The 13,784-nt window shown below is 68.9% G+C and carries 11 protein-coding genes; 5 read left to right on the top strand and 6 right to left on the bottom strand.

What is annotated here, in order from left to right:
• Positions 1–163: 163 nt before the first annotated feature.
• Positions 164–1,966: a sulfoacetaldehyde acetyltransferase gene (gene xsc, locus KZ686_RS22095; protein WP_187829069.1), complete on the bottom strand. Its 1,803-nt coding sequence runs from the start codon at positions 1,964–1,966 to the stop codon at positions 164–166.
• 335 nt (positions 1,967–2,301) lie between these two features.
• On the opposite strand from xsc, the gene KZ686_RS22100 reads away from it, so the two are divergent.
• Positions 2,302–3,240: an AAA family ATPase gene (locus KZ686_RS22100; protein WP_265635366.1), complete on the top strand. Its 939-nt coding sequence runs from the start codon at positions 2,302–2,304 to the stop codon at positions 3,238–3,240.
• Positions 3,241–3,368: 128 nt separating this feature from the next.
• Positions 3,369–5,099: a cobaltochelatase CobT-related protein gene (locus tag KZ686_RS22105; RefSeq protein WP_265633686.1), complete on the top strand. Its 1,731-nt coding sequence runs from the start codon at positions 3,369–3,371 to the stop codon at positions 5,097–5,099.
• A 108-nt stretch (positions 5,100–5,207) separates the two neighbouring features.
• Here KZ686_RS22105 and KZ686_RS22110 read toward each other — a convergent pair whose 3' ends face one another.
• Positions 5,208–5,981, bottom strand: a complete 774-nt coding sequence (locus KZ686_RS22110; protein ID WP_149316264.1) for a sulfite exporter TauE/SafE family protein — start codon at positions 5,979–5,981, stop codon at positions 5,208–5,210.
• Positions 5,981–7,075 carry a phosphate acetyltransferase gene (gene pta, locus KZ686_RS22115; protein ID WP_265633687.1) on the bottom strand — a complete coding sequence of 365 codons (1,095 nt, stop codon included), beginning with the start codon at positions 7,073–7,075 and terminating at the stop codon, positions 5,981–5,983. The genes KZ686_RS22110 and pta overlap by 1 nt, the downstream gene beginning before the upstream one ends.
• Positions 7,076–7,567: 492 nt before the next feature.
• Here pta and tauA point away from each other — a divergent pair, with 492 nt between their 5' ends.
• From tauA to KZ686_RS22130, 3 genes are read left to right on the top strand one after another with little or no spacing between them, the layout of a single operon-like run.
• On the top strand, positions 7,568–8,578 hold the full coding sequence (gene tauA, locus KZ686_RS22120) for a taurine ABC transporter substrate-binding protein (RefSeq protein WP_226106120.1): 1,011 nt from the start codon (positions 7,568–7,570) through the stop codon (positions 8,576–8,578).
• Between the two features lie 56 nt (positions 8,579–8,634).
• Positions 8,635–9,411 (top strand): taurine ABC transporter ATP-binding protein, encoded by a 777-nt coding sequence (locus KZ686_RS22125; protein WP_265633688.1) that lies wholly within the window; start codon positions 8,635–8,637, stop codon positions 9,409–9,411.
• Positions 9,412–9,421: 10 nt separating this feature from the next.
• Positions 9,422–10,360, top strand: a complete 939-nt coding sequence (locus KZ686_RS22130; RefSeq protein ID WP_407648569.1) for an ABC transporter permease — start codon at positions 9,422–9,424, stop codon at positions 10,358–10,360.
• A gap of 203 nt (positions 10,361–10,563) precedes the next feature.
• Here KZ686_RS22130 and KZ686_RS22135 read toward each other — a convergent pair whose 3' ends face one another.
• The 3 genes from KZ686_RS22135 to KZ686_RS22145 form a co-directional block, all read right to left on the bottom strand.
• On the bottom strand, positions 10,564–11,349 hold the full coding sequence (locus KZ686_RS22135; protein ID WP_149316507.1) for an IclR family transcriptional regulator: 786 nt from the start codon (positions 11,347–11,349) through the stop codon (positions 10,564–10,566).
• A gap of 289 nt (positions 11,350–11,638) precedes the next feature.
• Positions 11,639–12,490, bottom strand: coding sequence for an EamA family transporter (locus KZ686_RS22140; RefSeq protein WP_226106118.1), 852 nt, complete (start codon positions 12,488–12,490; stop codon positions 11,639–11,641).
• Between the two features lie 154 nt (positions 12,491–12,644).
• Complete coding sequence (locus KZ686_RS22145; protein WP_265633689.1) at positions 12,645–13,778, bottom strand: 2-aminoethylphosphonate--pyruvate transaminase; 1,134 nt, start codon at positions 13,776–13,778, stop codon at positions 12,645–12,647.
• Positions 13,779–13,784 lie beyond the last annotated feature (6 nt).

The following is a 13,784-nucleotide window of genomic DNA, read 5'->3' on the forward strand; positions in this document are numbered from 1 at the left end:
TCGGGGTTATCCAGCAATTTTTGTCTCCAGTGCTTCTCATGATGGTGTCGTCACGGCTTCGCTGTCTTTGTTTTGTCTGTCCGGGGCCGCATTGCTGCGGCGGCCCCGAAGGCCGTGATCGCGCGGCGCGGCAGGGCCGCACCGCGCGCCTCGTTTGCTTCCGTTATACGTAATCCTTGTACTTGTCGAGCAGGCGGACCGGCTTGGACAAGGCATCGCGGCGGAACGGATCGCCCAGTTCGCGGGTGCACATGATTTCCACGATGGTGGTCTTGCCGTGGTTCATCTGCAGGTCGATGGCCTTCTTCAGCGCGGGGCCGACGTCTTCCAGCCGGTCGACCACGATGCCTTCGGCGCCCATCGCGCGGGCGATCTCGGCGAAGCTCGGATTGTCCAGCTCGCCGGCGACGAAGCGGCGGTTGTAGAAGTCCACCTGGTTCTTCTTCTCCGCGCCCCACTGGCGGTTGTGGAAGACGACCGCGGTGACCGGAATGTTGTGGCGCACGCAGGTCATGGTTTCCATCAGGCTCATGCCCCAGGCGCCGTCACCCGCGTACGAGATCGCCGGACGGTGCGGTGCCGCGACCTTGGCGCCGATGATGGTGGGGAAGGCGTAGCCGCAGTTGCCCCAGCTCATTGCCGCGAAGAAGCTGCGCGGCTTTTCGAAGCGCAGATAGCTGTTGGCCACCGAGTTGATGTTGCCGATGTCGGTCGACACCATCACGTCGGCCGGCATGGCCTTCTCGAGTTCGCGCAGCACCTGGCGCGGATGCAGGTAGTAGCCGCCGTTCGGCGTGCGCTCGTTCTTCTGCTCCTCGATCATGTCCAGGCTGAACGGGTCGCGCTCGTGCGTCCACTCGTCCAGTTCCTTCTCCCAGGCCGCCTTTTCGGTGGCGATCTGGTCGGCGCGCGCGGCGCGGGTCGCGTCGCACGCCAGCGTGCGGTTGGCCAGGCGTTCGGTCAGCGCGACGGCGGCCGCCTTGGCGTCGCCGCAGATGCCGACCGAGATCTTCTTCACCAGGCCCAGCATCTTGTGGTCGGCGTCGATCTGGATGATCTTGGCCGTCTTCGGCCAGTAGTCCATGCCGTGCTGCGGCAGCGTGCCGAACGGTCCGAGGCGCGAACCGAGCGCCACCACCACGTCGGCGCGCGAGATCAGCTTCATCGCCGCCTTCGAGCCCTGATAGCCCAGCGGGCCGCACCACAGCGGGTGGCTGGCGGGGAAGGAATCGTTGTGCAGATAGCTGTTGACCACCGGCGCGCCCAGCCGCTCGGCCAGCGCCTTGCATTCCTCGACGCCGTCGGCCATCACCACGCCGCCGCCGGAGATGATCACCGGGAACTTTGCCTGCGCCAGCAGCTCGGCCGCTTCGTTCAGGCTCTGCTCGCCGCCGGGGCCGCGGTCCAGCCGGCGCGGCTGCGGGATCTCGGCCTTGATCTGGCCGTAGAAGTAGTCGCGCGGGATGTTCAGCTGGGTCGGACCCATCTCGGCCATCGCGCGATCGAAGCAGCGGCCGGTGAATTCGGCCATGCGCGCCGGGTTGGTGACATGACCTTGGTACTTGGTGAACTCCTGGAACATCGGCAGCTGGTTGGCTTCCTGGAAGCCGCCCAGGCCGATGCCCATGGTGCCTGCCTCCGGCGTGACGATCACCACCGGGCTGTGCGCCCAGTAGGCCGCGGCAATCGCGGTCACGCAGTTGCTGATGCCCGGACCGTTCTGGCCGATCACGACGCCGTGGCGGCCCGACACGCGGGCATAGCCGTCGGCCATGTGGCCGGCGCCCTGCTCATGCACCACCGGGATCAGGCGGATGCCGGCCGGCGCGAAGATGTCCATCGCATCCATGAAGGCCGAGCCCATGATGCCGAACATGTCGGTGACGCCGTTGGCGGCGAGGGTTTCGACGAAGGCCTCGGAAGGCGTCATGGCCTGCGGGCCGGCGGTGGGGGTGTGGTCGGACATGCTTGCGGTCTCCGGTAGGTTGGGATCGTTGTGATCGTAAAACGGTACGTGATGTACCGAAAACTGTTGTTTCGCTGAAATGTAGGACGGACCGCAGGCATCGTCAATAGGAAAATCCATTATTCGGAATGTGTTGTGTCTAAAAATGAGACTGAGCTATGATGGCTCCATGGAACCGCCGGAGCCATGGCGCGCCTGCGCCGCCCGGGACAGCCGGGACCTCAAGGACATCCCTCCAGCCTTGTCCGGCCTCATACAGCCTTATCCAGCCTCATAGAGCCTCATCCAGGAGAACCGAAGTGACGATCGACCTTGCCAGCGTGGAACCGGACCGCATGGTGTCGGTGCGTGATGTGTTCGGCATCGACAGCGCGATGCGGGTGCCGGCCTTCGGCGTGCGCGACGACCACGTGCCGGAAATCGATCCGGGCTACCGCTTCGAGCCGGAGGTCACGCTGGCGATCCTGTCCGGCTTCGTGCGCAATCGCCGCGTGCTGGTGCAGGGGCTGCACGGCACCGGCAAGTCGACCCATATCGAACAGGTGGCCGCGCGGCTGAACTGGCCGTGCCTGCGCGTCAATCTGGATGGGCATATCGGGCGCATGGACCTGGTCGGGCGCGACACCGTGGTGCTGCGCGATGGCCAGCAGGTCACCGAATTCCAGGAGGGCATCGTGCCGTGGGCGCTGCAGCGGCCGATCGCGCTGGTGTTCGACGAATACGACGCGGGTCGTCCGGACGTGATGTTCTTGATCCAGCGCGTGCTCGAGCGCGATGGCCGCTTCACGCTGCTGGACCAGAACCGCGTGATCCAGCCGCATCCGTTCTTCCGGCTGTTCGCGACCGCCAATACGGTCGGGCTCGGCAACCTGACCGGCATGTATCACGGCACCCATCTGCTGAACCACGCGCAGATCGACCGCTGGAACGTGGTGGCGACGCTCGACTATCTGCCGCGCGAGGCGGAGATCGACATCGTGCTGGCGCGCGTGCCGGAGCTGGCCGACGCGGCGGGACGCGAGCTGGTCGGCGCGATGGTCGCCGTCGCCCAGCTGACGCGCGAGGGGTTTGCCGCGGGTGACGTGTCGACGCTGATGTCGCCGCGCACGGTGATCGCCTGGGCCGAGAACTGCCAGATCTTCCGCGATCCGGCGCTGGCGTTCCGGCTCAGCTTCCTGAACAAGTGCGAGCCGGGCGAGCGGCCGATCGTGGCCGAGTATTTCCAGCGGGGCTTCGGCACCGAGCTGGAGCCCTGCGGCGACGCGGCGGCCTGACGATGTTGGCACCGGCGATACCGGAGGCCGAACACGCGGCGGCGTCGAAGGTTGCGGCCGCGGCGACGCGGGAGGTTGGGGCCGCAACGCCGCCGGAGGCTGGGACCGCGGTGGGGCCGGAGCAACCGTTGCCTGCTTCGACCCAGCGCCGGCGCGAGGCCTTGTGCGCGGCGGCCCTGCGTGCGCTGGCGGGAGACGCCACGCTGCATTACCGCGCCGGCAGGCCTTGGCGCGGCCAACGGCCGCTGCCGTTGCACGCCCCGCACTTGCTGACCGATGCCGCCCGCGATACCTTCGCCGACCTGCGCGGCAGCGCGGACGCCGTCGCGCTGCGCCTGCGGCATGGCGATGCGGCCTTGCACCGCGCGCTGCGTCCCGCCGATCCCGTCGCGCGGCTGCTGTTCGAACTGTTCGAGCAGCTGCGCTGCGAAACCCATCTGCCCGCCGGCATGCCGGGCGTGGCCGCCAACCTGCACCGGCGCTTCGCGCAATGGTCGCTGGCCTTCCATCGCTCCGGGCTGACCGAAGGGCGTTTCGGCATCCTGATCTACACGGTCGCGCAGGTGGTCTGGTCGCGCCTGTCGAGCCGGCCGGTGATCGAGGAGACCGAGGACCTGATCGAGGCCACGCGCGCCGCCATCGTGCCGGCGCTGGGCACCGCGCTGGCCGGCATGCGGCGCACGCGCGCCGACCAGCGCGCCTTTGCCGAACACGCGCGTGCCGCGGCGGAGATGGTGGCGGGGATGCTGCGCGACGATGCGCGGCGGGCCGGCCTGGCCGACGACGAGGCGCGGGAATCGCCCGAGACCGTGCGCGACGGCTTCTCGCTGCTGCTCGATTTCGAGGACGAGGCGCCGTTGCAGCAGGGAGCCGGTGCCGGCCCCGGCGGCGCGCGCGCCGGCGCCGACGGTGCGCTTGCACCGGGCTACGCGGCCTTCACCACGCGCTACGATCGCGAGCTGCGCGCCGCCACGCTGGCGCGCCAGGCTTCGCTGCAGGCATGGCGCGAACGCCTGGACCGGCGCATCGTCGAGGGCGGCATCAATCCGGTCCGCATCGCGCGCACGCTGTCGTCCGCCTTCGCGATACCGGCCGCCGACGGCTGGTCGTCCGGCGAAGAGGAGGGCCGGCTCGATCGCAGCCGGCTCGCGCAACTGGCCTGCGCCGGCGGCCAGCCGCGCATTTTCCGCCAGCCGCGGCTGCAGCCGCGCACAGACGCGGTACTGAGTTTCCTGATCGATTGCTCGGGCTCGATGAAGGCCCATATCGACCAGATCGCCTTGCTGGTCGACGTGATGACCCGCGCGGCCGATGCTGCGGGCCTGGTCACCGAAGTGCTCGGCTTCACCACCGGCGCCTGGAACGGCGGCCGCGTGGCGCGCGACTGGCAGGCCGCGGGCCGCCCGCCATCGCCTGGCCGCCTGAACGAGGTCTGCCATCTGGTGTTCAAGGATGCCGACACCAGCTGGCGGCGCGCACGAACCGGCATCGCCGCGCTGTTCAAGGCCGACCTGTTCCGCGAAGGGATCGACGGCGAAGCGGTCGACTGGGCCTGCGCCCGCCTGCTGTCCCGCCCGCAGTCGCGCCGCCTGCTGGTGGTGGTATCCGACGGCAGCCCGATGGACCGTGCCACCGCGCAGGCCAACGGCGAGCGGCTGCTGGACGACCATCTGAAGGACGTGGTGGCGCGCCACGAGGCGCAGGGGCGCATCGAAGTGATGGGGCTCGGCGTCGATCTGGACCTGAGCCCTTACTACCGGCGCCATTTCCCGCTGGATACTTCGCGGCCGCTCGACACGGCGGCGATCGACGCGATCGCGCGCTGGGTGGGGAGCGGGGGACGGGGAGGGCTGGGGTAGCCGGCGCGCGATGGCGTCACGCATAACGTAGCCGAGCGGCTACGTTGAGGGCATTTCGGCCGCGCAACGGCAATAAAGGATACGAGCGGCTACGTTATGCGGTGCGCCTTATGCCGAAGGCGCCGCGAACCACTGCCACAGGGGCCCGGCCATCAGATACGCGCCCAGCACCACCAGCACCCCGAACGCCACCCGCCGCGTCGCCTCGGCCGACAGCGGCGGCGGGAAGCGCCGTGCCGCGATCGTGCTCAGCGCGACCACCGGGAAGGCCAGCGCGGCCTGCAGCCAGACGTCGCTGGCCAGTTCGCCTTGCCAGGCGCTGTAGGCGGTGCGCACCGCCGAGGTGGTGGTGAAGACCAGGATCAGCGCGCAGCGGATCTGCACCATGTTCAGCGGCTGGCGATAGAACTGGAAGATCAGCGGCGGCCCGGAGACGCCGAACAGGCCGCTGAGCAGGCCGCCGCAGACGCCGCTGACGAAGAAGCTGCCGTCGCCGGAGCGGCTGGACAACGCGGCGGGACGCAGGGCCGCGCCGATGCCGCCGTACAGCACCACGGCGCCGAGCATCAGCTGCAGCACGCCGGCGGCGGTGCCGCTCAGGTAGTGCAGCAGCACGACGCCGGCCACCACCGACGGCAGGATGCCGAGCGTGGCGGCCCGCACCGCGCGCCAGTCGATATGGTGCAGCTTGCCGGGCAGCGCGAGCGCGCCGTTGGCGAGCGTCAGCAGGCTGACCAGCGCGGCCAGCGTGGCGACCGGCGCCAGATGCAGGCCGCTGGCCGCGCCCATCACGATCAGACCCATGCCGAACCCGGTCACGGTCTGGAAATAGCTGCCGAGGCCGAGCAGGGCCAGTACCGGCAGCAAGGTGTCGAGACTCATCAGGACTGCGTGGCTCCCGATGATGTGGTGCCAGTCGCCGGGCCTCCAGCCATGCCCGGCAGCGCCATCTGCGCGCTGGCATCGCCCGCTTCGAGGTCGGCGGCCTGCGCCTGCACCACGGTGACCGCGATCACGTGAAAGATGTCGTCCGCGCTGCAGCCGCGCGACAGATCGTTGGCCGGGCGCCGCAACCCTTGCAGCATCGGCCCGATCGCCACGGCGCCGCCCAGGCGCTCGGCGAGCTTGTAGCCGATATTGCCGGCCTCCAGGCTCGGGAACACCAGCACATTGGCATGCCCATGGACCTGCGAGGCGGGCAGCTTGCGCTCCGCGATCTCCGCGACGATGGCCGCGTCGAGCTGCACGTCGCCGTCGATGGCCAGGTCGGGTCGCAGCGCGCGCACGCGTTGCGTGGCCGCGGCGACCTTGTCGACGGCGGCGTGGTGCGCGCTGCCATTGGTCGAGAACGACAGCATCGCCACGCGCGGCGTCTCCATCAGCAGGCTCTGCGCGCTGTCGGCGGCTGCCATCGCGATCTCGGACAGCGCCTCGGCGTCCGGGTCGATCACCAGGCCGCAGTCGGAGAAGATCAGTCCGCCCTTGAGCGAGTGAAAGGGCTCGCAGAACATCATCAGGAAGAAGCTCGATACCAGCCGGAAGGACGGCGCGATGCCGATGATCTGGATCGCGTGGCGCACCACGTCCGCGGTGGTATGGACCGCGCCCGCCACCGAGCCGTCGGCGTCGCCGGCGCGCACCATCAGATTGGCGAAGCACAGCGGCGCCAGCACGTCGCGCTGCGCCTGCTCGGGCGTCATGCCCCTGGGCTGGCGCAGCGCCAGCCATTGCTGCGCGTAGCGGTCCCGCTGCGCGGCGCTGGCGGGATCGACCAGCTCCATGCCGTCCAGCGCGACGCCGTGCCGCTGCGCCGCATCGGCGATGCGGGCGGCATCGCCGACCAGCACGATGCGGGCGATGCCCTCTTGCGTCGCGCGCCGCGCGCCTTGCAGCACGCGCGGGTCCTCCGCCTCGCACAGCACGATGCGCCGGGGGGACGAGCGCGCGCGCTCGATGATGCGGTGGATCGCTTTCATGGCGGGATTGAAAAATGGGATGAAATGTACCGAAAACGGTGATCTGAGGGAAGGATAGGGCGGCGAGCCATTCCGGTCAACAAAAATCTCGGAAAACGGTACGTGATATGCACTAAAACGGGACAAAACAGCCCGCCACGGTGCGCTGAGGGTGCGAAGAAAGCCCCGGAACCGGGCTCCCGGGTGAGGCGATTCGCGCGGTTCGGCGGCCGGCGGGCGCTTGGACCCACGATTGCCGCCCAGTGGCACTATGGCCCGCGCCCCCGGCTGCCTACGATAGCGCTACCCAACGTGCAAGGCGTTGGCCGCCGATTGCCACCACGACGTGGCGACGGCCGATACAAGGACGCGACAGCCGTCCACTGCAAGGAGACATTGGCATGCGACCTGCTTTCTGTCTTCCCCTCCTCGAGTAGGCACCTTGCCGGTGCCTGGATCTCCGTGCCGCTCCCTGCCGCGGCACGCAACCTGTTTTTCTTGAGGAATACGACGATGCGTTGGATCGAGCGTTGGATCAAGCAGTTGGCAACGGGCGCGGTGCTGGCCGCCGCCGTGCAGACGGGCGCGCTGGCACAGCCCAGGGAAGTGGTGATCGCCTACCAGGACATGGTGGTGCCATGGCGCCATGTGCAGGACGCCAAGGAGATCGAGAAGCAGACGGGCTACAAGGTGTCGTTCCGCCAGTTCTCCGGCGGCGGCGACGTGATCCGCGCGATGGCGTCGGGACAGATCGCGATCGCGGAGGCCGGCACCTCGCCGATTGCCTCGGCCCTGTCGCAGGGGCTGGACGTCGAGCTGTTCTGGATTCTCGACGACATCAACGCCGCCGAGGCGATGGTCGCGCGCAACGGCACGCGCATCGAGAGCGTCGCCGACCTGAAGGGAAAGCGCATCGGCGTGCCGTTCGTCTCGACCACGCACTATCACACGCTGGTCGCGCTGGAGCAGGCCAAGGTCGATCCGAAGCAGGTCCGCATCATGAACATGCGGCCGCCGGAAGTCGCCGCCGCCTGGCAGCGCGGCGACATCGACGCGACCTTCATCTGGGACCCGGTGCTCGCGCGCATCAAGCCGACCGGCAAGGTGCTGCTGACCTCGGGACAGATCGCGCAGTCCACCGGCAAGGCGACCTTCGACGGCATGATCGTCAGCAAGAAGTTCGCGCGCGAGAACCCGGACTTCATGGTCAAGTTCGTCAGGATGCTGGCGGCCGCGGACGACAACTACCGCAAGAACAAGGCGGCGTGGACCGCGGATTCGCCGATGGTCAAGACGGTGGCCAGGATCTCGGGCGCCAAGCCCGAGGACGTGCCGGGCAGCATGTCGCTGTACGCCTTCCCGACGCTGGAGGAACAGGCCTCGGCGCGCTGGCTCGGCGGCGGCGCGGCCAAGGCCCTGCAGTCGGCGGCGCAGTTCCTGAAGGAGCAGGGCACGATCCAGACCGTGCTGCCCGACTACTCCGCCGGCGTCAACGCCGAGTGGGTCAAGCGGGCAATGCGTTGAGCCGCTGTCCGTCCCTATCCGCCAGTCATTTGCCAACGACCCAACAGGGAACCGAGATGGCCAAACTCGAAATCGACAACCTCAGCGTCAACTATGGGGGCGCGGGCGGTACGCAGACGCTCGCGCTGTCGCAGGTCAACCTGACCATGGAGCGCGGCGACTTCGTCGTCGCGCTGGGCGCCTCCGGCTGCGGCAAGACCACGCTGCTGTCCTGCATCGCCGGCTTCATGCAGCCGTCCGAAGGGGAGATTCGCCTCGACGGCCACGCCGTCAACGGTCCAGGCGCGGAGCGCGGCGTGGTGTTCCAGAAGCATGCCCTGATGCCGTGGCTCAATGTCGCCGACAACGTCGCGCTGGGTTTGCGCATGCGTGGCGTCGGCGGCGCGGAGCGGCTTCGCATCGCGCGCGACAAGCTGGCGCTGGTCGGGCTGGAGCACGTCGCCGACAAGCCGGTCTATCAGCTGTCGGGCGGCATGCAGCAGCGCGTCGGCATTGCACGCGCGCTGGCCAACGATCCGGCGGTGATGCTGATGGACGAACCGCTCGGCGCGCTCGATGCGCTGACGCGCGAGTCGATCCAGGCGCTGATCCTGAAGCTGTGGGCACGCGAGCAGAAGATCGTTTTCTTCATCACGCACAGCGTCGAGGAGGCGCTGTTCCTGGCCACGCGGCTGATCGTGATGACGCCGTCGCCGGGCCGCATCGCCCACACCTACGAGCTGCCGTACGCGCGCCGCTATATCGAATGTGGCGATGCGCGCGCCGTCAAATCCGATCCGGATTTCATTCGCCATCGCGAGGAAATCGTCGACCTGATCCATGCCACGCCATAAGGATAAGCCGATGCCTGCCACCGTTCAGAGCCTGTCGGGCGCGCCGCGCGCGCCCGGCGCCATCGTTGCCGACGAGATGTCTTCCACCACGAACGCCGCCGCCGTTGGGTCGGTGGGGCCGGCGGGGCCGGCCGCGCCGGCACGCAAGGTCCGCACGGTCTCCGGTTACCGGATGCCGGGCGAGGGCTCCAGCTCCCGGATTTCCGCGGTCACCGTGGTGTCGCTGCTGGTGCTGTGGTGGGTCGCCAGCCATTTCGGCTGGGTGCCGCCGCTGTTCCTGCCGACGCCGGAGTCGATCGGCAAGGCCTTTGTCGATGCGTGGAACGGCAATGTGCAGGGCGGCCTGCCGCTGCTCGACCACTTCTGGGCCAGCATGGTGCGCGTGTTCGGCGCCTTTGCGCTGGCGGCCATCACCGCGGTGCCGGTCGGCGTGCTGATGGGCGTGTCGCGCATCGCGCGCGGCGTCTTCGATCCGCCGATCGAGTTCTACCGGCCGCTGCCGCCGCTGGCCTATCTGCCGCTGATCGTGATCTGGTTCGGCATCGACGAGACCTCGAAGGTGCTGCTGATCTTCCTGGCCTGCTTCGCGCCGATGGCGATGTCGGCGCGCGCCGGCGTGCGTTCGGTGACGATCGAGCAGATCAACGCGGCCTATTCGATGGGCGCCACGCCGTGGCAGGTGATTCGCCATGTGGTGTTGCCGGCCGCGCTGCCCGACATCCTGACCGGCATGCGCATCGCGATCGGCTTCGGCTGGACCACGCTGGTCGCCGCCGAGATGGTGGCCGCCACCGCAGGCCTGGGCCAGATGGTGCTCAACGCCTCGAACTTCCTGCGTACCGACGTGGTGGTGATGGGCATCGTGCTGATCGGCCTGATCGCCTATGGCTTCGATCTGCTGATGCGCGGCGTGGAGAAGTGGCTGGTGCCGTGGAAGGGAAGGGCTTGATGCCTCATGCTCTCGCGCGGGTTGCTCCCCTCTCCCGCAAGCGGGAGAGGGGCTGGGGGAGAGGGAAAACGCCGCACGATGCAGCGCCATCGTTCGACGCCGCGTGGTTGCCCTCTCCCTGCCCTGTCTCGCAAGCGGGCGAGGGAATGCAAAACGGATGTCGAGACGTCGCGCGAGATGGCAGCCCCGCGCGCTCGCCTTCCTCAGAACGTCGATGCCAGGTCCCGTGCCGCCTGCTGCAGCCGCGGCACGAATTCCAGCGAACGCGACAGCGGCGAGCGCACCGTCGGCGCGTGGACCGCGAGGGCGGCCACCACCTGGCCACGCTCGTCGCGCACCGGCACCGCGACGCAGCTGATGCCGGCGACGAACTCCTCGTTGTCGACGCCGATCTGCTTGTGGGCGCAGCGGTCCAGCTCCGCCTCGAGCAGTTCGACATCGGTGATGGTGTTCTGCGTGAAGCGTTCCAGCGGCAGTTGCTTCACCAGCGCGCGGCGCTGCTCGCGCGGCAGCAATCCGAGCAGCAGCTTGCCGCTGGCCGAGCAGTGCAGCGGCACGTGGGAGCCCGGCTTCAGGTCCAGCCGCAGCGGCCAGGGCGCCTCCATGCGGTCCAGATACAGCACGGCGCTCTCGTGCAGCATGGTCAGGTTGACGGTCTCGCCGATGTCCTCGACCAGCCGCGACAGGATCGCGTGGCGCAGTTGGCGGGTGCCGGAGTGCGTGACGATGGCCACGCCGAGGCGGGCCAGCCGCGGCCCGACCGCATAGGCGTTGCGCGCGCCGGGTTCGCGGATCACCAGTCCGCCCGCTTCGAGCGCGCCCAGCATCCGGTGCAGCGAGGCCTTGGGCGCCTCGAAGCCCTGCATGATCTCCGCCAGCGTCAGCGGCCGGTCGGCCGCGACCAGGAATTCGAGCAGCGCGAAGGCGCGCAGCGTGGGCGTGTCGCCACGGTCGTTGGCGGCTTCGCTGGGCGAGGGCGGGGGCGGCACCGGGGCGGGCCGCGCGGCGGCCTTGGCCGCGGCGGCCGAGTTGGCCTTGGCGGCCCCGCGCGCGCGTGGAGCGGACGCCGCGGCGGTGGTGGCGGTTTTCAAAGCGATTCCTCCGTTCCGGAAAACGAGACAAAGCGATTGTACTTCCGGATGGGGTCAGCCGCCATGAGACGGCGGTATGGCGCGGCAGGACGCCGCTCCTCGGACCCTTTCCTCGGACCCTACCTCTCCCCGGACCCTACCTTTCCTCGGACCCTGCCTTTCCTCGGACCCTGCCTCTGCTGGGACCTTACCGCGCCAGCTGCAACGTCACGATCCCCGCCAGCACCAGCGCAGTCGCCATCAGCCGCCGCCGGTCGAACGGCTCGCGCAGCAGGAAGTAGCCCAGCAGCGCGGCGAAGATCACGCTCGATTCGCGCAGCGCGGCGAGCTTGGCCACCGGCGCCAGCGTCATCGCCCACAGCATCAGCGCATACGACCCGACCCGGTTGATGCCGCCGATCCACGCGCGCTTCCACTCCGTGCGCAGCAGCGTCAGCAGCGTGCGGCCGCGCCGGACCGCCGCATAGCTCGGCATGAACAGGTGCGACAGCGTCTGCAGCCAGACGATGTACGAGAACACTTCGCCGTGGCGCTTGACCGCGGTGCCGTCGATCACCGTGCCGCCCGCCAGGCACGCGCCGGCCAGCAGCGCGAAGCCCATCAGCTGCGGCGACTGCGTGCGCCAGCGCACCAGGCTGACCAGCCCGCAGCAGATCAGCGCGATGCCGGCATAGCCGCCGGGGCCCAGCCGCTCGCTGCCCATCGCCAGCAGCAGCAACGCGACCATCATCGGCGCGCAGCCGCGCATCAGCGGATAGGCCTGGCTGAAGTCGCCGCGGTTGTAGGCCGCGACGAGCGACAGCTTGTAGACGACCTCCAGGCAGACCGTCGCCAGCAGGAAGGGCCAGACCGCCGGCGCGGGCAGCGGCACCACCAGCAGGAAGGGCAGCGCCGCCAGCAGGCAGAAGGTGTCGATCAGCGCCATCGACGACAGGCGGTCGCCGCCGATCTTGACGATCGCATTCCATGAGGCGTGCATCACGGCGGACAGCATCACGGCGACGAACGCCATCCAGTGGAAGTCGGCGGGAAGGGTCATGCTGGCCCTGTTGGGGAAGTGGCACGGCCGGCCCGGCAGCTCGCATCGTGCGCGCGGGCTGCCGGGGCCGGCCGGAAAGTCGATCGGTGCAATGCGTGGCGAGCGGAGCGGCGGGATCGGTGGGTTCGGTGGGATCCGTGGCGAGCGCCGCGGCTCAGGCCGCCTTGGCCAGCTGCGCCGCCATGTCGATCCCCATCTCCCGCAGCGTCAGCCCGATCGCGGACACCACGTTGCGCATTTCGTTGTCGTCGATCGCGCCGATGCAGCCGACGCGAAAGGTCTCGACCTGCGTCAGCTTGCCGGGATAGAGGATATAGCCGCGCTCGCGCACCTTCGCATAGAAGGTCTTGAAGTCATAGCGCGGATCGTCGGGCGCGTGGAAGGTGACGATGATCGGCGCCTGCACCTCCGGACGCAGGAAGGGACGAAAGCCCAGCTCGCGCATGCCGTCGATCAGCGCGGCGCAGTTGCGGCGATAGCGCTCGCCGCGCACCGCTTGCCCTCCCTCGGCCAGATACTGGTCCAGCGCCGCGCGGAAGGCCGCGACCACGTGCGTGGGCGGCGTGAAGCGCCACTGGGTGGTCTTCCGCATATAGACGTATTGATCATAAAGGTCCAATGCCAGCGAATGGCTGTTGCCCTGGCTGGCCTCCAGCACGTCCTTCCTGACCAGCACGAACCCCATGCCCGGCACGCCCTCGATGCATTTGCCGGTGGCCGCCACCAGCGCGTCGAACGGCATCGTGCGCGCGTCGATCTCGATCGCGCCGAACGAGCTCATCGCATCGACGATCAGGCCCTTGCCGAGCCGCGCGCACAGCTGCGCGATCTCGGGCAGGGGATTGAGCACGCCGGCGCCGGTCTCGCAATGGACCTGCGCCACATGGGTGATCGACGGGTCCGCGGACAGCGCGGCCTCGATCACCGCGGCGCTGGCGGGCTGGTCCTCCGGAATCGGCAGTTCGACCGAGGCGCGGCCGATCGCCTTGCAGATCTTCAGGATGCGCTGGCAATAGGCGCCGTTCTGCGGCACCAGCACCTTGCCGTCGCGCGGGACGACATTGGCGATCGCCGCCTCGACCGAGAACGTGCCGCTGCCCTGCATCGGCACGCAGACGTGCGTGCCTTCGCCGTGCACGATGCGGACCAGATCCTCGCACAGGCTGCCGGTGATGGCGTTGAAGGCGGCGTCCCACGAGCCCCAGTCGCGCAGCATGGCTTGCTTGGTCGCGAGCGAGGTGGTCAGGGGGCCGGGCGTCAGCAGAATGGGGTCGTTGCCGCGAATCATGGTCGA

This window comes from Cupriavidus cauae, from assembly GCF_026210475.1.
In the GTDB taxonomy this organism is placed as follows: domain Bacteria; phylum Pseudomonadota; class Gammaproteobacteria; order Burkholderiales; family Burkholderiaceae; genus Cupriavidus; species Cupriavidus cauae.

Excerpts from the sequence above, each read along its gene's own strand:
- pta (WP_265633687.1), bottom strand. The coding sequence starts at position 7,075 with ATGAAAGCGATCCACCGCATCATCGAGCGCGCGCGCTCGTCCCCCCGG.
- KZ686_RS22145 (WP_265633689.1), bottom strand. The coding sequence starts at position 13,778 with ATGATTCGCGGCAACGACCCCATTCTGCTGACGCCCGGCCCCCTGACC.
- KZ686_RS22125 (WP_265633688.1), top strand. The coding sequence starts at position 8,635 with ATGGCCAAACTCGAAATCGACAACCTCAGCGTCAACTATGGGGGCGCG.
- KZ686_RS22140 (WP_226106118.1), bottom strand. The coding sequence starts at position 12,490 with ATGACCCTTCCCGCCGACTTCCACTGGATGGCGTTCGTCGCCGTGATG.
- tauA (WP_226106120.1), top strand. The coding sequence starts at position 7,568 with ATGCGTTGGATCGAGCGTTGGATCAAGCAGTTGGCAACGGGCGCGGTG.
- KZ686_RS22110 (WP_149316264.1), bottom strand. The coding sequence starts at position 5,981 with ATGAGTCTCGACACCTTGCTGCCGGTACTGGCCCTGCTCGGCCTCGGC.
- KZ686_RS22130 (WP_407648569.1), top strand. The coding sequence starts at position 9,422 with ATGCCTGCCACCGTTCAGAGCCTGTCGGGCGCGCCGCGCGCGCCCGGC.
- KZ686_RS22100 (WP_265635366.1), top strand. The coding sequence starts at position 2,302 with ATGGTGTCGGTGCGTGATGTGTTCGGCATCGACAGCGCGATGCGGGTG.
- xsc (WP_187829069.1), bottom strand. The coding sequence starts at position 1,966 with ATGTCCGACCACACCCCCACCGCCGGCCCGCAGGCCATGACGCCTTCC.